We start from the raw sequence: 25320 nt of genomic DNA on the forward strand, positions 1-25320 counted from the left end.
GCTGGGTAAGTTGGGGGGCATGAGCGACGGCGCCGGTGCGGGCGAGGACCACGACGACCCGGTGTCCAGGCTGCGCGAGCTGGTGCGCGTGCCCACCGTGAGCCACCCCGACCACCGCGACGAGGCGGCGTTCGACCGGTTCCTCGACCTGCTCGCCCGGCTCTTCCCGCTGCTGCACTCGGCGCTGGAGCTGACCAGGGTCGGCGGGCACGGGCTGCTGTTCCGCTGGGCGGGCACCGGCGGCGGCGACCCGGTGGTGCTCATGGCGCACACCGACGTCGTCCCGGTCGCGGGCCGCTGGACGCACCCGCCGTTCGACGCCCACACCGAGGACGGCTGGGTCTGGGGCCGCGGCACCCTCGACGACAAGGGCCCGCTCGGCGCGATCTGCGAGGCGGTCGAGGCGCTGCTGGCCGACGGGTTCACCCCCGCCCGCGACGTGTGGCTGAGCTTCGGCTGCGACGAGGAGGTCTTCGGCAGCGGCGCGGAGGCCGCGGTGGCGGAGCTCTCGGCGCGCGGCGTGCGGCCCTGGTTCGTCCTCGACGAGGGCGGCGCCGTCGCCGCCGAGGCGCTGCCCGGCCTGTCCCGGCCGCTGGCGGTGATCGGGGTGACGGAGAAGGGCACCACCTCGCTGAGGCTGACGGCCACCGGCAAGGGCGGGCACGCCTCCACCCCGGCCCGCAACGGCCCCACCGCCCGCATCGCCAGGGCGATCTCGCGGCTGGAGCGCACCCCGCTGCCGCCGCGGCTGCCGGAGGTGACGCTGCGCCTGTTCGGCGACCTCGCCCCGCTGGTGGCGCCCCCGCTGCGCCCGGTGCTGGCCGCGGCGTCGCGGCTGCCGCGCCTGGTGACCAGGGCGCTGATCGCCGCGGGCCCGGAGACGACCGCCCTGGCCCGCACCACGATCGCCGTCACGACCCTGTCCGGCAGCCCGGCGATCAACGTCGTTGCCGCCACCGCCACCGCCGGGCTCAACATCCGGGTGATGCCCGGCGACACCGTGGCCGAGGTCGTCGCCCACGTCCGCCGCGTCGTCGGCCCGGGGATCGAGGTGGAGGTCCTCCAGGCCAACGAGGCCTCCCCCGTCTCCCCCCACCGCGGCGACCCGGCGTTCGACCTGCTGGGCCGCGCGATCACCGCCGTGTTCCCGGACGCCACCCCGATGCCCTACGTGATGATGGCCGCCACCGACTCCCGCCACTTCACGACCCTGTGCGACCGGGTCTACCGGTTCGCGCCCCTGCGCATGTCCAAGGCCCAGCGCGAATCCATCCACGCCGCCGACGAGCGCGTCGAGACCTCCGCCTACCTCGACGGCATCCGCTGGTTCCGCCTGCTGCTCACCACCCTGCCCGCCTAGCGGGTCGTCGGGCGTGGGACCAGCGCCCGCCGGTCAGTCCTCCTCCCGCTCGGCGGGCAGCTCGCCGGAGCGGACGGCGGCGGCGAGGTCCTCGTGGTCGGCCTCGGTGCGGTCGGCGTAGGCGACCGCGTAGCCCGCCACCGCGTCGTCGAGGTCCTTGCCGCAGTAGCCGTCGAGGACGCGCGGGTCCATGGAGCGGGTGTGCGCGCGGGCGAGCAGGGCGCCGGAGAGGCGGCCGTAGTCGTCGAGGTGGCCCGCGCCGAGGGTGGTGGCGTCGATCTCGCCCTTGCGGTTGCGGAACTGGCGGACGATGTAGTGCCGGTCGCGCACGGTCGTCCAGCCGAGCAGGATGTCGGTCTCGGCCTGCACCAGGCGGGCGCCGTGCACGATCCGCTTGCCCTCGTGCTTGGCGGGCCCGTGCCCGAGCGCCGCGGCCACCGCCGAGCCCGGCGCCTCCTTCACCTGGAGCACCAGCGCCTCGTCGCCGTTGCCGCGCAGCAGCACCAGGTAGTTGCGGAAGCCGACGCTGCCGGTGCCCACCACGCGGTGCGCCACGTCCGACACCGCGTAGCGGGCCAGCAGGTTGCGCCGCGACTCGCGCAGCGACTCGGCGTACTCCGGCAGCGCCGCCACCACGTCGTCGGCCACGTCCGGCGGCACCGCGGCCAGCACCGGCGGGTCGGGGACGAACCGCAGCCGGGCGTCCTGGTCCGGGCGCGCCCACCGGGCCACCACCCGGGAACTGGTGTTGCGGCCCGCCTTGCGCGCCGCCTCCTCGAAGTCGTCGATGAGCGCGTGCGCGCGGGCGCCGTGCAGCACCGACTCGTCGCCCAGGGCGCCCCACGACTCCAGGAACGGCTGCTCGGCGAGGGTCTTCATCGTCTTGCGGTAGGAGCGCACCACGTCCTCGGCGGCGTCGCGGCACGCCTTCTCCCCCACCCCACCCTCGCGGCCCGCGAGCACCAGGCTCGTCGCCAACCGCTTGAGGTCCCACTCCCACGGGCCGGTGGTGGTCTCGTCGAAGTCGTTGATGTCCATGACCACCCGGCCCTCGGGCGTGCCGAACAGCCCGAAGTTGGCCGCGTGCGCGTCGCCGCAGATCTGCCCCTCGACCCCGGTGCGCGCGCCCGCCGCCAGGTCCTCGGCCATCAGCCCGGCCGACCCGCGGAAGAACGCGAACGGCGAGGCCACCATCCGCCCGACGCGCAGCGGCACGAGGTCGGGGTGGCGCCCGGCGTTGCTCGCCCGCACGAACCCCACCGCCGAGGGCCGGTCCGCGGCCGTGGAGACCACGCCCTGCTCGGCGTGCGGCACCACCTCCCGCAGCGAGCGGCCGTGCGCCTCGGCGGCCTCGGGGTCCTGCCAGGTCGCCAGGGCCTCGCGGACGTGCCTGCGCGTCTTGTCACCCATGGCGCGCATTGTGGACCCACCGGGGCGCCCGGCGGCAAGGGGTCACCAGGTGAGGACGGACACCGAGAACAAACGGAACACAACGGCTCCGCGGAGCCCGGCACGCACCCGTCGGGTGGGTCAGACCAGGTGCAGGCGGCGGGCCATGTCCGAGGTGAAGACGCCCTCGGGGTCGGCCTCCGCGCGGGTCTTCTGCCACTCCCCCAGGCGGGGGTACATCCGGTGGATGGTGTCGGGGGTGGTGATGGCGTCCTTGGCGAAGTACAGGCGCCCACCCGCGTCCAGGACCATCTCGTCCAGGGTCGCGCAGAAGCCCTGGAGGCCGGGGCTGACGGGGAAGTCGAGGCTGAGCATGAAGCCGGGGTGCGGCCAGGACAGCGGGGCGGGGTTGCTCTCGCCCATGCGCTTGAAGACGTTGAGGAACGACCAGTGGCCGGAGGCGACGATGGTGCGGACGATCTCGGCGAGCTTGGCCTCGGCGCCGTAGGGGGCGGAGAACTGGTACTGGATGAAGCCGCGGCGGCCGTAGGCGCGGTTCCACTCCCCCAGCAGGTCGAGCGGGTGGTAGAACTGCGTGAGGTTCTGCACCCGGCCGCGGGCGTGCTTGGGGTAGATCCGGTGCGACAGCTCGGCGGCGGTGCGGATGGTGAGCTTGTTGACCATGCCGTTCGGGAAGACGTCCGGCACGGTGAACAGCTGCGGGGCGTCGAACCGCAGCGGGTCCCTGCGCAGCTTCGGGGGCAGTTCGTCGCGCTTGGCGAGGCTGCCGCGGGTGAAGCCCGCCCGGCCCAGGTGGGGGCCGGTGGTGATGGTGTCGAGGACCGACATCGAGTAGTCGTAGCCGTCGTCGGAGCCGTTGGTGAGCAGCTCCATCGTCTCGTCGAGGCTGCTGGTGCGGTCGTTGTCGGCGATGAAGTAGGCCGTCTCGGTCTTCTTCATCCGCACCTTGGCCCGCAGCACGACCCCGGTGAGGCCGATTCCGCCCACGGTGGCCCAGAACAGCGGGCTCTCCGGGGTGAGGGTGCGCACCTCGCCGTCGGCGGTGAGCAGGTCCAGCGACACCACGTGGTTGCCGAAGCTGCCCGCGGTGTGGTGGTTCTTGCCGTGGATGTCGCACCCGATGGCCCCGCCCACGGTGACCTGGCGGGTGCCGGGCAGCACCGGGATCCACAGGCCGTGGCGGAGCACCGCGCGCAGCAGGGCGTCCAGGCTCACCCCGGCGTCGACGTCGGCGATGCCGGAGTCCGGGTCGATGGAGTGGATCCGGTCGAACGGGGTCATGTCGATGACGGTGCCGCCCGCGTTCAGGGCGGTGTCGCCGTAGCTGCGGCCCAGGCCGCGGGCGATGACCCCGCGCGGGCCCGCGGCGCGCACGGCGGCCCGCACGACGTCGACGTCGGCGGTGGACACCACCCGGGAGGTGCTGCGGATGGCCCGCCCCCACCCCGTGAGCTCGCGCCGCTCCCCCACCGCACCCGTCGTCGCCGTCATGGCCCCAGGTTATCGACGCCCCCGCGGCGGGCCGCCACCGGACCGGTCGGCCCCGGAGAGCTCGGTCGCGGCCAGCGCGCCCAGCAGGGCGAGGTTGTGCGCGGAGGGTGAGCCGGGTTCGGCGTGGTAGACGATGAGCTGCTGGCCGGGCGCGGCGCGCACGTCGAAGGTCTGCATGTGCAGGTGCAGGTCGCCCACCTCCGGGTGCACCAGGTGCTTGCGCTCGACGGTCTTGCCCCGGGCGGTGTGCCGCGACCACAGCCGCGCGAACTCCGGGCTCCGGTCGAGCATCCCGGTCAGCAGGGCGCGCAGGCGCGGGTGGTCGGGCGCCTCGCCGTGCGCCATCCGCAGGCCCGCGACGGAGTTGGCGGCGATGGTGTCCCAGTCCGCGTAGAAGGAGCGGCCCGCCGGGTCGAGGAACACCTTGTGCACGAGGTTGGTCTCGCCCGCGGGCCCGAACAGCGCGGTGCCGAGCTGGTTGGCGGCGAGGACGTCGTAGGCGCGCCCGAGCACGAGCGCGGGCTGGTTCGGCCAGGCGTCCATCAGCGCCACCAGCTCCGGGGAGACCCGCTCGACCGAGGCGGCCCGCGGGCGCGGGGTGACGCCCGCGAGGTGCATCAGGTGCAGCCGGGCGTCGTCGTCGAGCTCCAGGACCGCGGCGAGCGCGTCGAGCACCTGCACCGAGGGGTTGCGCTCGCGGCCCTGCTCCAGGCGCACGTAGTAGTCGGCGCTGACACCGGCGAGGGTCGCGACCTCCTCGCGCCGCAGGCCCGGGACCCGCCGCACCCCGGTGGTGGGCAGCCCGACCTGCTCCGGGGACACGCGGGCCCGCAGGTTGCGCAGGTAGTCGCCGAGCGGGGTGGTGGCCATGCGCTCGATCCTAGGTCGATCCGCCCGCCCCAGCCTGGGTGCGCGACACCCAGGCTGGGGCCACCGCTCAATACTGGGCGACCTCGGCCTGCACCCGCTTCCAGTACCCCACCGCGAGGTCGACCACCAGGAACACCAGCAGCGAGACGCCGAAGACCGGCATCGCCCAGGCCAGCGCGGCGAACACCAGCACCAGCGGCACCAGCACCGCGGGCGGCACCTGCCGCCAGGCCCCGCGCCGGGGCGCCCTGCCCCACGCCCGGCCCCGGGTGGGCCGCCGCAGCCACCACATCCGGTACCCGTACCCGACGAGGGCGACCAGACCCAGCCCGAACAGGGTCAGCAGGACCTGGTTGGGCCAGCCGAACAGCAGGCCCATGTGCCCGTCGATGCCCCACCGGGTGAGCTTGGCCATCAGCGGGTAGTCGGCGAAGCGCAGCGTGTCGGTGACCTCCCCGGTGGCCGGGTCCACCGCCATCGAGTCCAGCCGGTTCGGCAGCCCCCGGCCCACCTGGTTGACCACGTAGCCCTTGCCCGGCTCGGCCGGGACGACGATCTCCACCGGGTCGGCCAGCCCCGCGCGCTGGGTGGCGTCGCGCACCGCCTGCAAGCCCACGTCCGCCCCGGCCGGGCTGGGCGGCACCGCCGAGGACACCGACGGCGTCGACCAGGACAGCGCCTCCCGCAGCGCCCCGATGTTCTCCCCCGCGTACCCCGACCAGGTCAGACCGGTCGCGGAGAGGATGAACAGGCCAACCGCGGCCCACACCCCGACAGCGCCCTTGGTGCGCAGCGCGCGGGTGCGCCGGACCGGCTTGCTCGGCTCAGCACCCGCCGCCGCCGCGAACGTCTTCCGCCGGGCCCGGCGGTTGCTGAACCACAGCACCAACCCGAGGGTCACCACCACCCACAGCCAACTGGCGGCCAACTCGCTGTAGAGCCTGCCCGGCTCCCCCAGGTGCAGGTTCCGGTGCAGCACGTCGATCCACGCCCGCAGCGGCATCGCCTGCCCGGACCCGTAGGTCTCCAGGTCACCCCGGACCCCACCGGTGTGCGGGTCCACGAACACCGTGTGCCGGAAGCTGGGCTCGTCACCGGGCCGGGTGTAGATCACCTGCGTCGTGTCGGTCCCGGTCGGCGCCGGGCGCACCGACTTGACCACCCCGTCGGCCGGGATGACCGCCCGAGCGGCGTCGACCTGCCGGTCCAGCGGCAACGAGGTCGGCGCGTCGACCACGTGCAGCTCCTGGTCGTACACCGCCCGCTCCAGGTTCGGCGCGTAGATGTAGGCGATCCCGGTCAACGCGGCGATGAGCAGGAAGGGCCCGATGAACACCCCCGCGTAGAAGTGCAGGCGCATCAGCAGTGGCCGAACCGCGGTCCAACCGGTGGGCCGCGACTTGTCCGCAGCCGTGGACGCGGCGTCGCGGGTGGCGGTGGGGGGAGTCCCGCGCTCGTCGATGGACATGCCGCTCCTCTCGTCAGTGGGGCGCGCTAGCTGTCGGCCAGACCCCCGCCCGAGTTCCCCGGAACCGCCCAACATGTCCGAGATGACAACGCGCCCGGGGTGGGGTGTTGGGCTCGTGCCGAACCCGCGTTGCAGCTCGGCGCGGTGTCCAGTAGGGACGGAAGACCCTTGCGATCGGCGCGGGATTGTGCTGCATGGTTGCCTCGCCTTCAGCATCGGGACTGGATGACACCCGACCAAGATCACCACATCGAGCACCCCCGCAGCCGGGCCGCCGGACCCGTAAGCGGTTGCGCCGCAGCCAAGAAGGAAAACCGGACGGGCACGCTGTCTGGCGCCATGAGCCAGCCGGCCGAGTTGTCCACAGGACCACCGCCGGGGTCGAGTTTCGTCGTCCCCCGCCGGTAATGTTGAAAACAGGGGTCCCCTTGCCCGGGCTACCCCCGCGCCAGCCTGGGTCACAGTGCCACGAGAAGTCACCAAGGCGACCACCCCCACACGCCGAGCCCGGACAGCAGGCACTGCCCGGTTGGGTGGATCCGCTTGGTCGGGGGAGGCGATCATGTGCTACCCAACGGGACGGGCGGGCATCTTTTCAGCCCGCCTTTTCCCCGCCCGACAGCACATGATCGCCGTAGGGACCCCGACCAAGCGGATCCACCCAACCGGGCCCACCACCCCAACCCCCCGCTCTTCAAGAGCCCCGCGCAGCGGAGAACCGGCGCAGCCGGCAAGAGCACCGCGCAGCGGAAAGCAGAGCGCAGCGGAAGGAAAGGGTCAGCCGGCGAGGCGGATGGACAGGTCAGCGCGCGGACCGACGGCTGCGCGAACCTCAGTGCCCCGGCTGGTGGTCACCACCCGGTACGGCACCGGCTTGCCGCCGACGGTCACGGCCGCGACCCGCTTCCCCTCCGGCAGCACGGCCCCCACCACGACATCGGCTCGCACCCGTTCCACCGATGCGCGCACCCGCAGCACCTGCCCGGTCAGTTCGGCGGACACCGACGCGGACCCCTTGCCCAGCAGGATGTTCTCGCCCGCCACCCGCGTCTGCCCCGCAGGGATCTGGGGCACCACGGACAGCGTGCGCCTGCCCAGGTCGGGGTCGATGCCCAACTGCTGGTGGACCACCGGCCACAGCACGCCGTAGGTGCCCCAGGCCTGGAGGACCATCGAGCGGTCGGTGAAGGGGCGGTCGATGTTGGCGGTGAAGTCGGGGGACGGGGCGATCTCGGGCATGGCGCCCGGCTTCTCCCAGACCCGGTTGTCCAGTTGGATGCGGGCGTTGCCGGTGGTGTAGGCGCGTTGCTGGGACAGGCGGCCGTAGTTCCCCTCCGCGACGGCCATGATGGCGGTGTTGAGGGAGAAGGTGGAGCGTTCGCTCGGGACCTGGGACACGGCGTTGTCGCAGGAGGGGCCGGGGTTGCCGGTGGTGGTCGGGCCGCTGCCGGTGTGGTAGAGGCCGAATTCGCCGGTGTAGCAGGGCTTCTCGCGCTGGGTGAGCGCGGCGAGGGCGTGGTCGCGCTGGGCGAGGGGGCCGGTGGGGAGGTCGGCCTCCATCGGGGTGACGCCGGTCCAGTGGCGTTGGAAGATGCGGGTGTTGTCGTTGCCGCCCGCGTCCGGGAGGTCGATGGAGTCGGCGTAGGCGTTGGTGCCTGCGCCGTTCCACCACTGGGCCTCGAAGCGGGACTGGAGGTCGTCGGCCTTGGTTGTGGCCCAGCGGGCGACCTCGCGGTCGGCCTTGCTGGTGGCCAGGTCGGCGAGGTCTCGCAAGCCGCGGATGTAGTAGACGGTGTTGTCCAGCTTCTCTTCGCCCATGCCGGCGCGCTCGACGTTGCCCAGGCCCTCGGGCCAGCCGTCGCCGTCGGTGTCGAGGGTGCGGTCGACGTACCGGAGGGCGCGGACGGCGGCGTCGTAGAACTCGTCGCGGACGGAGTCGTCGCCGGTCCAGCGCCAGAGCAGGGCCACGGTGCTGGGGAACTTGGCGGTCTCGTCGGTGTTGCCCGGGTCGGCGTTGGTGCCGAAGTAGACGTCGCCGGTGGAGACGACCTCGTGGACGACCTTGCCGCTGCGCCGGTTCACCAGGTCGCTGACGTCGCGCAGGGCGCGCAGGTGGGCGCGCACGGAGTCGAAGTCGCCTGCCGCGACGGCCGCGTGGGCGCTGTACTCGCCATCGGTGGCGAACAGCCACGGGTAGTCCGGGAAGCCCGCGCCGATCCACCGCGCGCGGGCGACGGTGCCCACCGGAGCCGGGTAGGCGGTGCCCGCGTTGACCTCGCGGACGCGCAGGTCGCGCGCCTCCTGCACGGAGTCGGCCAGGTTCTGCTTGCTCCACTCGACGCTGCTCTGGAGCAGCCGGTCGCCGGGCAGGTCGACCCGGGTGCGGGCGGCCACGGCGCGGCGGGCGTCGAGCTTGGCGGCGAACGCCCCGGCGGGGTCGGCCAGGGCGGCGCGCTGCTGCGAGCGGGCCGCCGCGAGCCCCTGCTCCGAGCCCGACACCGCGAACCACAGCGTCGTGGGCCGGTTGGCGGACAGCTCGACCCGGTACTCCAGGCCGCCGCCCGCGCCCTTGCCGCCCGCGGAGTCGTCGCACCGGTAGGGCGCGTCGCCCGTGGCGGGGCAGAGCACCGGCGGGTCCTGCGGGCCGCGGTGGGTGCCGCCCGCGCGCACGCCCGACGGGGCGCGGGTGCCGCTGACGACGGCGGCGTAGTCGTGGTCGGCGGACTGCTCGCGGAAGGTGAGGCCGGTGCGGTCGCCGGACACCGAGTCCGGCAGGTCGCGCTCGGTGGACGTGGGCGTGGTGCCAGTCCAGGGGTACGCGGGCATGAGGTCGGAGTGGGCGTCCACCGCCAGGGTGACGGTGCGGCTGCGCGGCGCCCGCAGCGTCACGCCGATGACGGCGGACTGGAGCCCGTCGGGGACGAACTGCACCCGTTCGGCGGTCACCCCGCCCGGGGCCTGGTAGCGGAACCGCTCGTACCCGGCCCCGCTGGCGTACTCGGTGGCCGACCCCCCGGCCAACCACGAGCCGTCGACGCCGAACCAGAGGCCGTCGAGCAGCTTGACCGGCGGGGCCCAGAACCCGCCCATCTCACCGCGGGTGTGGAACCCGGACGCCGGGTAGGCGCCGGAGGCGTCCCCCTGCACGAACAGCCGGTCGCCCACCACGAGCGACCGGCGGTCGGCCAGGCGGGCCCGCTCGGTGGTCTCCGGCAGCGGGGTGCGCAGCGAGGGGTCGAGGAAGACGCCTGGGGCGGCGTCCGCGGGAGTGCTCAGCAGACCGGTGGCGAGGAGGACTGCGACGAGGCCTCCCGCGCGCAGGGGTGCACGACGGCTCATGGGTGGGGACCTTCCCGGACAGCGGTGTCGAGGACCGGTTTGTCCAGACCACCCTAGGTCTTTTCGCGCATCCCGCCACCCGGTGCGGTCCCCGGCTCCCAGGGAGGCCCGACACCACGACGGACGAACCCCCACCGCCTCCGGTGGCGGGGCGCCGCCCGGCCCGACGACGGGCGGCGCCCCCTCGGTTCAGCCGACCGCGTCCGGCAGCCCGAGCCAGGTGGCAGGCGCGTCAGTCACCTCGTGCCACTGCCCGCCCACCTCGGTGGTGTAGCGGTAGGACGCGGTGCCGTCCCGCCAGTCGCTGCCCAGCACGAGCCGCACGTCGAGGTTGGACGGGATGACCGGCCCGATCCCCCCGTGCGGCGGCCAGTGCACCACCGGGTACCCGGTCAGCGACACGACGACCAGCGTGCCGCCGTGGGTGACGACGGTGTGGAACGAGCCGGAGACCTGGTCCACCACGTCCAGCGGCGGGCTGATCGCCTGGCTCAGCCGGGCGTGCCCGGTGACCGAGGTCGGCGGCGTGCTGAGCATGCCGAGGTCCAGGCGCAGCAGGGGTGCGCCCGGGAGCTTGGTGCCGATCTCCCACCTGCCCACGAGGGCGAGCTGGGTGGCCCCGCTGGAGCCCACGGCGTTGTCGACGACTGCACTCATGCTGTTCCCTCACTCATGGTGTTCCCTCACTCAGGGTGTTCCGCTTGGCGGTGCTCGGACCCGGGCCCGCACCGGCCGTGCACGACCGACGACCCGGTGCCACCACCATGGCACCACCCCGACGCGGCGACCAGCACTTCCACCTCTCCCGGTACGACTGCGCGGTAGCCGTAACACCCCAGTTCCCCCAAGCGATCCGCCGCGGTCGAGACCGGACTGTCCCATGTGGATCACCCGCTCCCGCGGCCGCGGGTCCCGCCCGACGAGTGGGCACTCGGACTCGGTGTTGGTGCGCCCGCCTGATTTTCGATCCGTGTGGGTGAGCGCGTCCCCCTATGGTGGGTAGTCGTCGACTGGAGGGGGCGGTTCGGGTGCCGAGCATCCTGATCTCGGGGGCCAGCATCGCGGGTCCGGCGCTGGCGCACTGGCTCGGTGCGCGCGGCTGGGCGACCACGGTGGTCGAGCGGTTCGACCGCGTGCGGGACGAGGGCCAGAACATCGACGTGCGCGGGGTGGGGCGCGAGGTGCTGCGGCGCATGGGCGTGGAGGAGGCGGTGCGCGCGGAGCACACCACCGAGCTGGGCCTGCGGTTCGTCGACGAGCGGGGTGCGGCCGTGGCGGAGTTCCCGGCGGCGCAGGGGGATGGGCGTGACAGCGCGACCGCCGAGCTGGAGATCCTGCGGGGGCGGCTGTCGGCGGTGCTGCACGCGCACACCCCGGGCACCGAGTACGTGTTCGGGGACCAGATCACCAGCCTCGACCAGGACGAGGACGGCGTGACCGCGGGGTTCGCCTCGGGTGGGCGCCGCCGGTTCGACGTGGTGGCCATCGCGGAGGGCCTGCACTCGCGCACCCGCCGGTTGGCCTTCCCCGGTGACCACGTCCGCGAACTCGACATGTACGCGGCGTACCTGACGATCCCGCGGACCGCCGACGACGACCGCTGGTGGTACTGGCACCAGTGCGGGCGCCGCCGGAGCGCGATGCTGCGGCCGGACAACCTCGGCACCACGCGGGCGATGTTGTTCTTCCTGTCGGAGACCCGCGGGCTCGACGACCTCGACCCGTCCGCCCGCACCCACGTCCTGCGCCGCACGTTCGCCGACGCGCGGTGGGAGGTCCCGCGCATCCTCGACGCCCTCGACAGCGCTCCGACCTACTTCGAGTCCGTGGGGCAGGCCCGGCTGCCGAGGTGGAGCGACAACCGCGTGGTCCTGGTGGGCGACGCCGCGCACTGCGCCAGCCCCATCAGCGGCATGAGCACCACCCTGGCGCTGACCGGCGCGTACGTCCTCGGCAACGAACTCGCCACCGCCCCCGACCACCGCACCGCGCTGGCCAACTACGAACGCCTGCTGCGCCCGTTCGTCGACCGGGCCCAGAAGCTGCCGCCCGGCACGCCACGCCTGGCCAACCCGCAGGGCAGGAGGGAGCTGACGGCCCTGCGCGGAGCCCTGCGGCTCGTCGCGGGCGTGCAGCGGTTCGCGCCGTCGCTGCCCGCGGCCACCCCGGCGGACAAGTTCACCCTCCCCGACTACCCGGCGGCCTGAACACCCAGGTCAGTGCTGCTTCGCCCGCCCGCGCACGCGGCGCACGACGAACCACACGACGGCGGCGGCGAGGAGCCCGAGGACGACCTTGGAGAACACCCCGGCGTACTGCTCCACCAGGTACCACTGGGTACCCAGCAGGTACCCGGCGAGGATCAGCGCGGTGTTCCAGATCAGGCTGCCCGCCCCGGTGAGCAGGGTGAACTCCACCAGCGACATCCGCTGCACCCCGGCCGGGATCGAGATGAAGCTGCGGAACAGCGGCACCATCCGCCCCAGGAACACCGCCTTGCGCCCGTGCCGGTCGAACCACGCCTGGGTCTTGTCCACGTCCTCGACCTTCACCAGCGGCATCCGGTCCACCAGCGCCCGGATCCGCGCGGCCCCGAGCGAGGCGCCCAACCAGTACAGCGCCAACGCCCCCACCACGGACCCGGCGGTGGTCCAGATGATCGCGGCCAGCAGGTTCATGTGCCCCTGCTGGGCGGTGAACCCCGCCAGCGGCAGGAACACCTCGCTGGGCAGCGGCGGGAACAGGTTCTCCACGGCGATGGCCAACCCCGCCCCGGGCGCACCCACCGCCTCCATCACGCCGACCACCCAGCCGGTGATCCCCGTCGGTTCGCTCACGGGGTCCAACATACGGAAGGTCTGCCGCGTTTGTCCGATTACTGCGTGTGAGGGTGCGCTGCCTCCGCTGCGCGGGGCTCTTGAGGCGGGGGCTTGGGTGGGTGGCCCGGTTGGGTGGATCCGCTTGGTCGGGGCCCCTATGACGATCATGTGCTGTCGGGCGGGGAAAAGGCGGGCTGAAAAGACGCCCGCCCGTCCCGTTTGGGTAGCACATGATCGTCACCCCCGACCAAGCGAATCCACCCAACCGGGCAGTGCCCGCTGTCCGGGCTCGGCTCGTGGGGGTGGTCGCCGTTTCTTGGGAGGGACCAACCGCTGGGGGCGGGTCGTGCAGCCTGGGGCCGGTTATGTGTGTGGGTGGCTTGTGTCGAGCGGGGTCAGCCGCAGGATTGTTCGCCTGCTTCGCTGAAGGCGAAGCGGCACAGGGGCAAGGCGGTGGGGTCGGCGATGTCGGTGATCTCGACCAGGGCGATGGCGCGTTGTTGGCCGGTGGGTGACCGTTGCAGGTCGACGGCCCCGGTGGCGCCCTTGTACAGGGGCATCATGCGCAGTTCGGCCGCGATGGCCGGGCGTTGGGCCTGGTACTCGGTCTGGGCTTCGGGGCGCCTGCGCTGGTTGAACTGGAGGGCTTGCAGGAACAGGCCCGCGGCGTCGTAGGCGAGGCCCACTCGTTCACCGGGCCAGGGGGGTTCGGGGAAGCCCTCGGCGGTGGCCTCCTTGACCAGGGAGCGGTAGCCGCGGCAGAAGGTCTCCAGGGGTGGGTCGCCCGCCAAGGGGGCGCCGGGGGTGGGGGTGGGGCCCGCGCAGTCGCCGCGGGCGAGGACGACGTGGGGGGCCATGGAGACGAAGAGGGCGGGTTGGTTGGCCAGGGCGTTGTCGTCGCGGACGCTGGCTTGGGCCATGAAGCGGGAGACGGTGTCGTCGCCGATGATGGTGGGGCGGGGGCGGCCCGCGCGGTCGCACTCCTCGACGACCTTGCGCAGGAAGTTGCCGAAGGCGTTCTCCCGGCCTGCGTAGAACAGGACGGCGTCGGCCTCGCAGACCGCGGTGACGTCGCCCACCTGGGCGGACCAGCCCTCGTCGACGTACTGCAAGCCCGCCTTGGCCGCGGCGTCGCGGGTCTCGGAGACCAGGGTGGTGAGGTAGTTGTCGGTGAGCGGGGGGTGGTAGACGACCACCTTGGCCTTGGCGTTCTGCACCGCGTAGGCGACCACGGCCGCGGCCTGCACGCGGTTGCCGGGCACGAGCTGGAAGTAGGTCGGGGACAGCTCCGGCAGCACCGTCCCGGTGAGGGTGGTGGCCATGACCGGCACGCCCTGGTCGCCCAGGGCGCGGATGGCGTCCTCGGTGCTGGGCGCGGTCAGGCCCATGCCGATCACCCCCAGCACGGAGGGGTCGTCGGCCAGCAGGGGGAGCAGCATGTCGTCGACCACGGTGCGGGCCTGGTCCATCGCCTCGCCGCCGTTGGCGACCACCACGCGCAGCAGCGGGCGGTCGAAGGTCTCCCGGTTGAGCGAGCGCTGCTGGATGAGCAGGCCCTCCAGCTCCTCGGCCAGCGAGGCGTCGGTGCCCGGGGACGCCTTCGCCCGGCTCAGGTCGGCGAAGTACACCAGGGTGACCAGCGGGCGGCCGGTGTCCTCGGCCAGCCGCTCGGCGTCGTCGTTGGAGGCGAACACCAGCGCCTGCGCGCGGCGCAGGCGGGCGTCGGCGCCGAACACCTGGCTGGCGTCGTCGCTGTAGCCGATGCACTCCCCCGCGCTCCACTCCACCACCACACCGGGGTCGAGGGTGACCGGCAGGCAGCCGTTGACCCGGGCGGTGAACAGCGGCACGCCGACGGCGAGGACCAAGGCCCCCACCAGCGCGCCCACCGCCGCGACCGCGACCCACGGGCGGGCCAGCAGCGGCACGCCCGGCCAGGAGCGGCGGTCCCACGCGCCCCAGGCGCCGTCGTCCTCGCTGTGGGCGTTGTCCGCGGTGCCCGGCACGGCCAGGAACAGGAAGCGGGCGTAGGGGCGCAGCTTCTGCCTGCCCACGGGCAGCTCGCGCTCCCACTCCCGCCACGCGTCGCCCGCGTGGTCGACCGGGTTGACCTTGGTGTCGGCGGGCAGGTCGTCGCCCAGGCGCGGGGCGGTGGCCACCACCAGCAGCGGGTCGTGCTCGGTGGACTCGTTGCGCACGTCGTTGACCAGGCGCAGCAGCTTCCAGCCGCCGTTCTCCCGGGACACCCCGTCGAGCAGGGCGGTGACGTAGGTGGTGCGCCGCCACCGGCGCAGCCGCAGCCGCCGCGGCCGGTACTCCTCGCGCAGGTCCTGCAGGAACGCGTGCACCAGCAGCTTCTCGACCTGCTGGTCGCTCTCGCCGCCGCGGCGGTCGGTGGCCAGCCGCTCGGCGAACTCCAGGAAGCGGGTGGAGTGCCCGGGCATCATGAACCGCTGCCGCATCAGCCACCGCGGTTCGCCGAAGGTGCGCCAGAAGCCGAACCGCACCAGGCGCAGCACGTCGGGGACGACGGTGAGCAGCCGCAGCCACAGCGAGTCGCCCGCCGCGTCCCCGCCCAGCGGGGGCTGCTCGCGGCCGCGGGTGTGCCAGGCCCGCAGCGCCTGCCGGGTGGAGTAGGTCTCGTCGCGCTGGCGCGCCTGCCCGACCTCCCGCCGGGTCAGCCAGTCGACCAGCTGGTAGTGGCGGAACCGGGGCCGCTTCGTGCCGCCGTAGACGGGCAGCCGCAGCGCCTGGCGCAGCACCTCCAGCAGCGGCAGCACCGGCCCCGGCCCGGTGCCGTCGACCGCCAGCGCGGCGTTCGCCTGCACGAGGGCGTGCGGCGGCGCCACCGGCCCCTGCGCCAGGCCCTCGGCCAGGCCGTCGAGCACCCCGGAGCCGCCCTCACCGATCAGGCAGACCAGCGGCAGCGGCCGGTCGCCGCGCAGGTCGCTGGTCTTGCGCGCCCACCACCTCGGTCGCGACACCAGGTCCCCGACCAGGCGCAGCAGGTTCGCCAGCCCCCGGAACCGCCGCCGCCCCGCCCCCGGACGCACCCCCTCAGCCGTCATCCCGCCATTATGGTGTCGATCACGCGGGACCGGTCCCGGTTCGGCCGATCGCCCCGGCCGTGACCGGAACCCGCCAAGATCATTCCACTTCGGACACCGCGGGGCGGGTGCGCACCCCCTCGAAGGCGACCGCGACCACCGTGTCGGCCAGCGCGGCCGCGGTGGTGCCGCCCCGGGGGCGGTACCACTCGGTGATGGAGTTGACCATGCCGAACAGCAGCCGGGTGGTGGTGGCCGGGTCGAGGTCGGCGCGCAGGTCGCCCTCCGCGACGGCCCTGGTCACCAGGTCGGTGACGACGCGGTCGAACTCCCGGCGGCGGGCCAGCGCGGCGCGCTCGACCGGGGTGTTGCCGCGCACCCGCAGCAGCAGGGTCACGAACGGCAGCCGCTCGACCAGCACCGCGACGCTGCCGCGCACCAGCTGCTCCAGCCGGACCACCGCGGGCCCGGTGTCGGGCAGCTTGGCCGCCTCGGCGAACAGCCCGTCCAGCGCCCGGTCGACGGCCAGCCGCAGCAGCTCCTGCTTGCTCGGCACGTGGTGGTAGATGGCCGACTTGGTGATGCCCAGGCGCTGCGACAGGTGCTCCATGCTGGTGCCGTCGTAGCCGCGCTCGTGGAACAGCGTGGCCGCCGCGACCAGCAGCGACTCCAGGTCGTAGCCGGGGCGGCCGCGGCGCCTGCCCGCGGTGTCGTCGGTCTGCGCGGCGGCTCGGGGCATGGCGGTCAGTCTCGCAAGCCGGGCCGGGCCGGGCTCACGCCGGGGGCTCGATCCGGCGGTCGAGCGAGCGGCTGCGGCCCCGGAACTCCGCGATGACCCGCCCGCCCGCGCGCACGGTGACGTCGTAGACCCCCGAGCGCCCGCGCAGCGACACCTCCCTGGCCTCGGCCACCAGCACGTCGCCGAGCCTGCCCGGCTCCAGGAACTCCACGCTGAACCCGGACGCGACGGTCACCGCGCCGCGGCTGTTGCACGCCACCGCGAAGGCGCTGTCGGCCAGGGAGGCGATGAGCCCGCCGTGGCAGAGGTCCCACCCGTTGACCATGTCGGGCCGCACGGGCATCGACACCGTGGCCGACCCCGGGCCCACCTCGTCCAGGCTCATCCCCAGCGCGCGGCTGGCGGCGTCGCCCCGCCACATCACCTCGGCGCACCGGCGGGCGTGGTCGAGCGGGGTCACCGCGGTCGACCCGCCCTCCCCGGTCACACCCGCTCCAGCAGCAGCGCCGACCCCTGGCCGACGCCCACGCACATCGTGGCCAGGCCGCGGCGGGCGCCCGCGCGCTCCAGCCTGCCCAGCAGCGTCACCACCAGCCGGGTGCCCGAGCAGCCCAGCGGGTGCCCGAGGGCGATCGCGCCGCCGTCGGCGTTGACGATGTCCTCGGCCAGGCCCAGCTCGCGCACGCAGGCCAGCGACTGGGACGCGAACGCCTCGTTGAGCTCCACGGCGTCGAGGTCGGCGGTGGACCAGCCCGCCCGGTCGAGCGCCTTGCCGGTGGCGGGCACCGGCCCGATGCCCATCACCTCCGGCGCGACGCCCGCGTTGGCGCCCGCGACGACCCTGGCGCGCGGGTTCAGCCCGTGCCGCTCGGCGTAGCGGTCGCTCACCAGCACGACCGCGGCGGCGCCGTCGTTGAGGGAGCTGGAGTTGCCCGCGGTGATGACCCCGCCGGGGCCGTGGATGGGCTTGAGCCTGCCCAGCTTCTCCAGGCTGGTGTCCGCGCGCGGCCCCTCGTCCCTGGTGACCTTCCCGACGGCCACCACCTCGGCATCGAACAGCCCGTTCTTCTGCGCGTCCACCGCCCGCTGGTGCGAGCGCAGGGCGAAGGCGTCCAACTCCTCGCGGGTGAGGCCCCAGCGCTCGGCCACCCGCTCGGCGGTCTGGGGCATCGACAGCGTGGTGGCCGCGTTGAAGGCCGGGTTGGTGAACCGCCAGCCGATCGAGGTGTCGAAGCTCGCGCCGGGCTTGGACCACGCTTTCGCGGGCTTCTCGGTGACCCAGGGCGCGCGGGTCATCGACTCCACGCCGCCCGCGACCACGACGTCTGCGTCCCCCGCGGCGATCATCTGCCGGGCGGTGGTGATCGCGGTGAGGCCCGAGGCGCACAGCCGGTTGACGGTGAAGCCGGGCACGCTGTCGGGGAACCCGGCCAGCAGCACCGCCATCCGCGCGACGTTGCGGTTGTCCTCGCCCGCCTGGTTGGCCGCGCCGAGCACCACCTCGTCGACGTCGGCCGGGTCGACGCCCGCCCGCTCGACGGCGGTGCGCACGACCAGCGCGGCGAGGTCGTCGGGCCGGTGCCCGGCCAGGGCTCCGGCGTGGCGGCCGATCGGCGTGCGCACGCCGTCGAGGACGAAGGCCTCGGTCATCGGTGGGTTCCTCTCAGGCGTCCTCAGGCGTCGAAGTCGACGGTGACGGTGTCGGTGACGGGGAAGGACTGGCAGGTCAGGACGAAGTCCCTGGCGACCTCGGCCGGTTCGAGCGCGTAGTTGCGCACCATGTCGACCGCGCCGCCGCGCACCTGGGCGCGGCAGGTGCCGCACACCCCGCCCTTGCAGGCGAAGGGCACGTCGCCGCGCAGCTTCTGCGCCGCGTCGAGGATGGTGCTGGAGCGGGGCACCGCCGCGGTGGTGCTGCGGCCGTCCAGCACGATCGTGACGTCGCTGGTGTCGCCCTCGACGACGGCGTCCGGGCGGCGCACCCGCGGCGGCGGCTCGTCGACGTGGAACAGCTCGAAGTGCACCTTGGCCGGGTCGACGCCCAGCTCCGCGAGCACCGCGCGGGCGTCGTCGAGCAGCCCCAGCGGCCCGCACAGCCACACGTGGTCGACCCGGTCCAGGCGCACCAGCGCGGTCAGCAGCCTGCGCAGCCGGTCGGCGTCGAGGCGCCCGGAGAACAGCTCGACGTCGCGCGGCTCGCGGGAGAGCACGTGCGCCAGGTCGAACCGGTGCCGGTGGGCGTCCTTGAGGTCGGCCAGCTCCTCGGCGAACATCACCGACGAGGTGGTGCGGTTGCCGTAGAGCAGGGTGACGCGGCTGTCCGGGTGGCGCAGCGCGGTGGCGGCGATGGACAGCACCGGGGTGATGCCCGACCCGGCGGCGATGCACAGGTGCCGCCCGGGGGTGGCCGGGTCGAGGCGGAAGCCGCCGCTGGGCACCCCCACCTCGATGGTGTCGCCCGGCCGCACCTCGCGCACCAGCCAGCGGGAGAACAGCCCGCCGGGGACCTCCCGGACCCCGATGCGCGGCCGGTCGCCCACCGCCGAGCAGATCGAGTAGCTGCGCCGGTGCTCGACGCCGTCGACGACCCGGCGCAGGGCCAGCGACTGCCCGGCGGCGAAGGCGAACACCCCGCGCAGCCGCTCGGGCACGGCGAAGGTGATCGCCGCGGCGTCGTCGGTGAGGTGGTCGACCGCGGCCACGGTCAGGGCGTGGAAGCGGGTGCCCGCGCCCGCGGCGGCGGGCAGGGTGCTGGTCACCTCAGATCTCCTTCACGTGGTCGAAGGGCTCCAGGCACGCCAGGCAGCGGTAGAGCGCCTTGCACGCGGTGGAGCCGAACTCCGAGGTCAGCGCCACGTCGGCGGAGTCGCAGCGCGGGCAGCGCACCGACCGGCGGGCGGGCAGCAGGGTCAGCGCGACCGGACCGGCGGAGCGCGGCGCGGGGCCGGGCGGGGAGATGCCCGCCGCCGCCAGCGCCGCCCGGCCGCGCGGGGTGATCCAGTCGGTCGTCCACGCCGGGTCCAGCGCCACCCGCACCCGCACCCGCTCGAACCCGGCCCCGCGCAGCTCGCGCACCAGGTCGTCGCGCATGGCGGCCATGGCGGGGCAACCGGAGTAGGTGGGGGTGATCGCCACCTCCACCGTGCCGTCGGCGGCCACCTCGACCGCGCGCAGCACCCCGAGGTCGACGAGGGTGAGCATGGGCAGCTCGGGGTCGACCACGGACCCGGCGGCGGCGCGGGCGCGCTCCAGGGTGGACGCGGTCACCACAGCCCCTTCGGGTGGGCGCGGGCCACGACCTGCATCTCGGCGAGCATCCGGCTCAGCGCCTCGGTGTGCGCGCCGTCGCGGCCGAAGCGCCCGCGCACCCCCGCCAGCGCGCCGCGCTCGGGCCGGGTGACCCCGGAGGCGGTGAACACCTGCTCCACCACCGCGTCCACCGCGCCCGCGACCGCGGCCGGGTCGACGCCCACGCCCGCCTCGGCGGCCGCGGCCTCCACCGGGTGCGTGGAGAACAGCTCCGGCCACAGCGGCCACAGCCCGTCGAGGGCGGCCAGCAGCCTGCGCCGCGACTCGTCGGTGCCCTGGGCCAGGGTGAGGAACCAGCGGGCGGCGTACTCGCGGTGGTAGGCCAGCTCCTTGCGGCCCTTGGCGGCGACGGCGGCGAGCACCGCGTCCCGGCTGCCCGCCAGCTGCTCGAACAGCGCCAGCCGCCACGTCGAGAACAGCAGCAACCGCACCACGACCTCGGCGAAGTCGCCGTTGGGCACCTCGGCCAGCCGGACGTTGGCGAAGTCCCGGTCGTCGCGGAAGAACGCGAGCGCGTCCTCCGGCGGCACCGGCGACCCCTCGGGCAGCGCGGGCACCAGCGCCGGGTCGGCCGCGGCGGCGCGGGCGAGCAGCAGCCTGGCCTGCCCGAGCAGGTCCAGCGCGGTGTTGGCCAGCGCGATGTCCTCCTCCAGGTCCGGGGCGTTGCTGCACCACTGGGACAGCCGGTGGGAGAACACCAGCGCGTCGTCGCCCAGGGCCAGGCAGTAGCGGGCCAGCACCGCCGGGTCCACCCCGGCCGGGACGGTGGTGTCCACCCCGGCCAGCGGGTCCTCGAAGTCGGTGCCGAACGCCCAGTGGTCGTCGTTGACCAGCAGCCCCGCGTACACCGACTCGTGGTCGTCCTGTGCCTGCACGGCAACCCCTCACATGTGCGGGACGGAGTCCGGGATCTCGTAGAACGTGGGGTGGCGGTAGACCTTGTCGCCGCTGGGGGCGAACATCGGGTCCTTCTCGTCGGGGCTGGCGGCGGTGATGTGCTCCGAGCGCACCACCCAGATGCTCACGCCCTCGTTGCGCCGGGTGTAGACGTCGCGGGCGTGCAGCACGGCCATCCGGTCGTCCGGGGCGTGCAGCGAGCCGACGTGCACGTGGTTGAGGCCGCGCTTGCCGCGCACGAACACCTCGTAGAGCGGCCACTCCTGCTCGGTCACCGCCGGTCCCCCGTCTCCTCGGCCGCCGCGGCCTGCTTGGCGGCGAAGGCGGTGGCCGCCTCGCGCACCCAGGCGCCCTCGTCGTGGGCGCGCTTGCGGTGCGCGACCCGCTGGGCGTTGCACGGGCCGTTGCCGCTGACGACCTGCTTGAACTCCGCCCAGTCCGGCTGGCCGAAGTGGTGGGCCTGCCGCTGCTCGTCCCAGCGCAGCTCCGGGTCGGGCAGCGTGACGCCCAGCGCCCGGGCCTGCGGGACGGTCATGTCGACGAACTTCTGGCGCAGCTCGTCGTTGGTGTTGCGCTTGATGCCCCAGGCCATCGACCGCTCGGTGTTGGGCGAGTCGGCGTCGGGCGGGCCGAACATCATCAGCGCGGGCCACCAGAACCGGTCCACCGACTCCTGCACCATGGCCCGCTGCTCGTCGGTGCCGCGCATCATCGTCATCAGCAGCTCGTAGCCCTGCCGCTGGTGGAAGGACTCCTCCTTGCAGATGCGGATCATCGCCCGGCCGTAGGGGCCGAAGGAGGTGCGGCACAGCGGCACCTGGTTGCAGATCGCGGCGCCGTCGACCAGCCACCCGATCGTGCCGACGTCGGCGTAGGAGAGGGTGGGGTAGTTGAAGATCGACGAGTACTTCTGCCTGCCGGAGATCAGCTTCTCGGTGAGTTCCCGGCGGGAGGTGCCCAGCGTCTCGCACGCGGAGTACAGGTAGAGCCCGTGCCCGGCCTCGTCCTGGACCTTGGCCAGCAGCACGGCCTTGCGGCGCAGGGAGGGCGCGCGGGTGACCCAGTTGCCCTCCGGCTGCATCCCGATGACCTCCGAGTGCGCGTGCTGGGCGATCTGGCGCACCAGGGTCGCGCGGTAGGCCTCGGGCATCCAGTCCCGGGGCTCGATCCGGTCGTTGCGCCGCAGCGTCGCCTCGAAGTGCTCGGCGAGCTCCGGCTCGGCGGTCGCGGTCATCGGACCTCCACTGCGCTCATCGGACCTCCACCGAGGCTCATCGGACCCCCACCGGGCGATTTACTGACCGAACGTTCTGTAATACAGTGGCACAGCGGCCGCCCCCGGCGCAACGCCGCGCCCCGCAGACGGAGAGGACGACGCGAGTGAGCGCTCTGCTGGAGAGCTATGCCGCGGGACGCTGGTTCCGCGCCGACGACGAGGGCCAGCCGCTCGCCGACGCGGTCACCGGCGCGGAGGTCGCCCGGCTCTCCAGCCGCGGCCTGGACCTGCGGGCGATGGTCGAGCACGCCCGCGGCACCGGCGGCCCCGCCGTGCGCGAGCTGACCTTCCACCAGCGCGCGGCGCTGCTCAAGGCGCTCGCCAAGCACCTCAGCGCGGACAAGGACGCGCTCTACGAGCTGTCCTACCGGACCGGCGCGACCAAGCGCGACTCGATGGTCGACATCGACGGCGGCTTCGGCACGCTGTTCAGCTACGCCAGCAAGGGCGCGCGCGAGCTGCCCAACGACACGGTGTTCCTGGACGGGCCCACCGAGCGCCTGGGCCGCGCGGGCACGTTCCTGGGCCAGCACGTCTACAGCTCGCGGCCCGGTGTCGCCGTGCAGGTCAACGCCTTCAACTTCCCCGTCTGGGGCATGTTGGAGAAGCTGGCACCCGCGTTCCTGGCCGGGCTGCCGACCATCGTCAAGCCCGCGTCGCAGACCGCCTACCTCACCGAGGCCGTGGTCCGCCGCGTCATCGAGTCGGGCATCCTGCCCGAGGGCTCGCTGCAACTGCTCGCCGGCAGCCCGCGCGGCCTGCTCGACGAGCTGGGCGAGCAGGACTTCGTCGGCTTCACCGGCTCCGCCCACACCGCTGGGGTGCTGCGCAACCACCCGTCGGTGCTGCACGGCGGCACCCGCCTGGGCGTGGAGGCCGACTCGCTCAACTGCTCGATCCTGGGCGCGGACGTCACCCCGGACGACCCCGAGTTCGACCTGTTCGTCACGGGCGTGGTCACCGAGATGACGGTGAAGGCGGGCCAGAAGTGCACCGCCATCCGCCGCGTGATCGTGCCGGAGGCCAGTGCCGCCGCCGTGCTGGACGCGCTGACCGCGCGCCTGGCGGAGGTCACCGTGGGCAACCCCGCCCACGAGGACGTGCGCATGGGCGCGCTGGCCAGCCTGGAGCAGCGGGAGGAGGTCCGCAAGGCCGTCGAGGCCCTGCGCGCCTCCGCCGACGTGGTGCACGGCGACCCGGCCTCGGTCGAGGTCGTCGACGCCGACCCCGAGCGCGGCGCGTTCCTCGCGCCCATCCTGCTGCGCGCGCACCCCGGCGCCGTCGAGCCGCACGACGTCGAGCCCTTCGGCCCGGTCAGCACGCTGCTCACCTACGGCTCCACCGCCGAGGCCATCGCCCTCGCCGCGCGCGGCCGGGGCAGCCTGGTCGGCTCGCTGGTCACCCACGACCCGGGGCTGGCCAGGGACATCACCCTGGGCCTGGCGCCCTGGCACGGCCGCGTCCTGGTGCTCGACCGCACGGCCGCGGCGGAGTCCACCGGGCACGGCAGCCCGCTGCCCACCCTCGTCCACGGCGGCCCCGGCCGCGCGGGCGGCGGCGAGGAGCTGGGCGGCACCCGGGGCGTGCTGCACCTGATGCAGCGCACGGCGATCCAGGGCTCGCCGGACATGCTCACCGCCATCACCGGCCGGTGGACCACCGGGTCGCGGCGGCGGGTGGACGAGGTGCACCCGTTCCGCAAGAGCCTGGCCGAGCTGCGGATCGGCGACGCCGTCGAGTCCGCGCCCCGCGAGGTCGCCCTCGCCGACATCGACCACTTCGCGGAGTTCACCGGCGACACCTTCTACGCCCACACCGACCCCGCCGCCGCGGCGCGGAACCCGCTCTTCGGCGGCATCGTCGCCCACGGGTACCTGGTCGTCTCCCTGGCGGCGGGCCTGTTCGTCGACCCCGACCCTGGTCCGGTGCTGGCCAACTTCGGCGTGGACGGCCTGCGGTTCCTCACCCCGGTCAAGGCGGGCGACACCATCGCCGTGACCCTCACCGTCAAGCAGATCACCCCGCGCACCAACGCCGACTACGGCGAGGTCCGCTGGGACGCGGTCGTCACCAACCAGGACGGCGACCCCGTGGCCACCTACGACGTGCTCACCCTCGTGGCGAAGACCTGGCCCCGGGAGGAGTCCTGACGCACCGGCTCACCGCCCAGCGCGCGACCCCACCCGGCCAGGGCGAGGTCACCGCCGCCTGAGCCCCGGGCCAGTGGTCGGGTCCACTCCCGACCGCAGGCCCGGTGTCACGCGGCGATGCGCAGGTAGTGCGCCCAGTACCCCTGGTGCACCCCGTAGTGGGCGGCCAGGCGCGTGAAGTCGTCCTCGCTGACGGCCCGCCGGTACACCGACGCGGCGGCCCGCAGCCCTTCCCTGTCCGGGGCGATGCGCTCCATGCGGCCCAGGCCGCGGACGAGCAGGAACGTGGCCGACCACGGCCCGATCCCCGGCAGGGACAACAAGGACTCGCGGGCGGTGTCGTAGTCGCCGGTGCGCAGCGACTCCTCGTCCAGCTCGGCCCACCCGCGCAGCGCCCGGTGCAGGTGCCCGGCCTTGCGCTGGTTGCCGATCAGCTCCGCGAGGCCCGCCTCGCCGAGGGTCGACAGCTGGTCGAGGTCGGGGAACGCGGTGTGCGCCTCGCCGCCGAGGTGCGCGGTGTTGGCGAAGTGCGCGACGATCGACGCCTTCATCGCCCGGGCGGTGGGCAGCGGGCAGCGCTGGGACAGGATCGCCCAGCACAGCAGCTCCACCGGCGAGGGGAACCGCACGTGGTGGTAGCCGTGCAGCCTGCGCACCACCGGCGCGAAGCCCGGGTCCTGCTCCGCCGCGGCGTAGAAGCCGGTGAGGTCGTCCCGGAGCCCGAGGAACGCGGTGAGCCGGTCGCTCACCGCGGCCACCACCCGCGGGGTCAGCGGTTCGGCGGAGACCAGCTCGGCGTCCACACCGACCCCGGTCTCCGCCGCGCGCACCCGCACGCCGACCGTGGTCCCCGCCTCCCGCACGGCCTTGGTCAGCGCACCGCCTCCGCTGCCCTGCTCACCGGTCATCGCGGGGAAGCGGTGGAGGAACGCCAGGGCGGGCGCGAAGTCGAACGGCTCGGCCGCCGGGAGGAACACCCGGACACCGGTGGTGATCGCTGTGGTCATGGGATCGGTCTCCTCCGGGGCGCGCGGTACCACCCCGGGGGGCAGCGGTGGCGCGGGAACGGCCCCGACGATCGAGGTGACGGTCGAGGTCCCGTGCTCGCGCCGGGGCGATCACCAGTATCACCGAGCCCACCGACA

The 25320-nt window shown here is 74.0% G+C and carries 20 protein-coding genes; 3 read left to right on the forward strand and 17 right to left on the reverse strand.

Annotation, left to right across the window (positions count from 1 at the left end; translation table 11 throughout):
- The first annotated feature begins 19 nt into the window (after nt 1-19).
- On the forward strand, nt 20-1360 hold the full coding sequence (locus tag BJP25_RS14470) for a M20/M25/M40 family metallo-hydrolase (RefSeq protein ID WP_075975442.1): 1341 nt from the start codon (nt 20-22) through the stop codon (nt 1358-1360).
- Between the two features lie 33 nt (nt 1361-1393).
- Here BJP25_RS14470 and BJP25_RS14475 read toward each other — a convergent pair whose 3' ends face one another.
- The 6 genes from BJP25_RS14475 to BJP25_RS14500 all read right to left on the reverse strand — a co-directional run bounded on the left by BJP25_RS14475 (nt 1394) and on the right by BJP25_RS14500 (nt 10595).
- Nucleotides 1394-2770, reverse strand: a complete 1377-nt coding sequence (locus BJP25_RS14475; RefSeq protein WP_075975469.1) for a DUF2252 domain-containing protein — start codon at nt 2768-2770, stop codon at nt 1394-1396.
- 120 nt (nt 2771-2890) lie between these two features.
- The gene (locus BJP25_RS14480) at nt 2891-4261 is read right to left on the reverse strand and encodes an FAD-binding oxidoreductase (RefSeq protein WP_075975443.1); all 1371 of its coding nucleotides are present in this window, start codon (nt 4259-4261) and stop codon (nt 2891-2893) included.
- Between the two features lie 9 nt (nt 4262-4270).
- The gene (locus tag BJP25_RS14485) at nt 4271-5131 is read right to left on the reverse strand and encodes a helix-turn-helix domain-containing protein (RefSeq protein WP_075975444.1); all 861 of its coding nucleotides are present in this window, start codon (nt 5129-5131) and stop codon (nt 4271-4273) included.
- 67 nt (nt 5132-5198) lie between these two features.
- Nucleotides 5199-6599 (reverse strand): PepSY-associated TM helix domain-containing protein, encoded by a 1401-nt coding sequence (locus BJP25_RS14490; RefSeq protein WP_075975445.1) that lies wholly within the window; start codon nt 6597-6599, stop codon nt 5199-5201.
- Nucleotides 6600-7376: 777 nt separating this feature from the next.
- On the reverse strand, nt 7377-9938 hold the full coding sequence (locus tag BJP25_RS14495) for a glucosidase family protein (protein WP_084794009.1): 2562 nt from the start codon (nt 9936-9938) through the stop codon (nt 7377-7379).
- A 189-nt stretch (nt 9939-10127) separates the two neighbouring features.
- Complete coding sequence (locus tag BJP25_RS14500; protein WP_084794010.1) at nt 10128-10595, reverse strand: DUF1842 domain-containing protein; 468 nt, start codon at nt 10593-10595, stop codon at nt 10128-10130.
- A gap of 371 nt (nt 10596-10966) precedes the next feature.
- Between BJP25_RS14500 and BJP25_RS14505 the strand changes: the two genes are divergently transcribed.
- The gene (locus BJP25_RS14505) at nt 10967-12145 is read left to right on the forward strand and encodes an FAD-dependent monooxygenase (RefSeq protein WP_233158081.1); all 1179 of its coding nucleotides are present in this window, start codon (nt 10967-10969) and stop codon (nt 12143-12145) included.
- 9 nt (nt 12146-12154) lie between these two features.
- On the opposite strand, the gene BJP25_RS14510 is transcribed toward BJP25_RS14505, so the two are convergent.
- The 10 genes from BJP25_RS14510 to paaA all read right to left on the reverse strand — a co-directional run bounded on the left by BJP25_RS14510 (nt 12155) and on the right by paaA (nt 21983).
- Entirely contained in the window at nt 12155-12787 is a 633-nt protein-coding gene (locus tag BJP25_RS14510) for a DedA family protein (RefSeq protein WP_075975447.1), read from the reverse strand.
- A gap of 365 nt (nt 12788-13152) precedes the next feature.
- Nucleotides 13153-15825, reverse strand: coding sequence for a type 1 periplasmic-binding domain-containing protein (locus BJP25_RS14515; protein ID WP_143219080.1), 2673 nt, complete (start codon nt 15823-15825; stop codon nt 13153-13155).
- A 79-nt stretch (nt 15826-15904) separates the two neighbouring features.
- The gene (locus BJP25_RS14520; RefSeq protein WP_075975449.1) at nt 15905-16543 is read right to left on the reverse strand and encodes a TetR/AcrR family transcriptional regulator; all 639 of its coding nucleotides are present in this window, start codon (nt 16541-16543) and stop codon (nt 15905-15907) included.
- A 34-nt stretch (nt 16544-16577) separates the two neighbouring features.
- Nucleotides 16578-17030 (reverse strand): hydroxyphenylacetyl-CoA thioesterase PaaI, encoded by a 453-nt coding sequence (gene paaI / locus BJP25_RS14525; RefSeq protein ID WP_332888636.1) that lies wholly within the window; start codon nt 17028-17030, stop codon nt 16578-16580.
- Nucleotides 17027-18193, reverse strand: a complete 1167-nt coding sequence (locus BJP25_RS14530; RefSeq protein WP_075975450.1) for a thiolase family protein — start codon at nt 18191-18193, stop codon at nt 17027-17029. The genes paaI and BJP25_RS14530 overlap by 4 nt, the downstream gene beginning before the upstream one ends.
- Nucleotides 18194-18216: 23 nt before the next feature.
- Nucleotides 18217-19302: a 1,2-phenylacetyl-CoA epoxidase subunit PaaE gene (paaE, locus tag BJP25_RS14535; RefSeq protein ID WP_075975451.1), complete on the reverse strand. Its 1086-nt coding sequence runs from the start codon at nt 19300-19302 to the stop codon at nt 18217-18219.
- A 1-nt stretch (nt 19303) separates the two neighbouring features.
- On the reverse strand, nt 19304-19813 hold the full coding sequence (paaD, locus tag BJP25_RS14540; RefSeq protein WP_075975452.1) for a 1,2-phenylacetyl-CoA epoxidase subunit PaaD: 510 nt from the start codon (nt 19811-19813) through the stop codon (nt 19304-19306).
- A complete protein-coding gene (paaC, locus tag BJP25_RS14545) occupies nt 19807-20727 on the reverse strand; it encodes a 1,2-phenylacetyl-CoA epoxidase subunit PaaC (protein ID WP_075975453.1) in 921 nt (306 codons plus the stop codon). The genes paaD and paaC overlap by 7 nt, the downstream gene beginning before the upstream one ends.
- 9 nt (nt 20728-20736) lie before the next feature.
- Nucleotides 20737-21024 (reverse strand): 1,2-phenylacetyl-CoA epoxidase subunit PaaB, encoded by a 288-nt coding sequence (gene paaB, locus BJP25_RS14550; protein ID WP_075975454.1) that lies wholly within the window; start codon nt 21022-21024, stop codon nt 20737-20739.
- On the reverse strand, nt 21021-21983 hold the full coding sequence (paaA, locus tag BJP25_RS14555; protein WP_075975455.1) for a 1,2-phenylacetyl-CoA epoxidase subunit PaaA: 963 nt from the start codon (nt 21981-21983) through the stop codon (nt 21021-21023). Before paaA ends, paaB begins: the two co-directional genes overlap by 4 nt.
- Nucleotides 21984-22129: 146 nt before the next feature.
- Between paaA and paaZ the strand changes: the two genes are divergently transcribed.
- On the forward strand, nt 22130-24175 hold the full coding sequence (paaZ, locus tag BJP25_RS14560) for a phenylacetic acid degradation bifunctional protein PaaZ (RefSeq protein ID WP_075975456.1): 2046 nt from the start codon (nt 22130-22132) through the stop codon (nt 24173-24175).
- A 107-nt stretch (nt 24176-24282) separates the two neighbouring features.
- On the opposite strand, the gene BJP25_RS14565 is transcribed toward paaZ, so the two are convergent.
- The gene (locus BJP25_RS14565; protein WP_075975457.1) at nt 24283-25182 is read right to left on the reverse strand and encodes a DNA-3-methyladenine glycosylase family protein; all 900 of its coding nucleotides are present in this window, start codon (nt 25180-25182) and stop codon (nt 24283-24285) included.
- Nucleotides 25183-25320: the final 138 nt, after the last annotated feature.

It is taken from the genome of Actinokineospora bangkokensis (assembly GCF_001940455.1).
Lineage (GTDB): Bacteria > Actinomycetota > Actinomycetes > Mycobacteriales > Pseudonocardiaceae > Actinokineospora > Actinokineospora bangkokensis.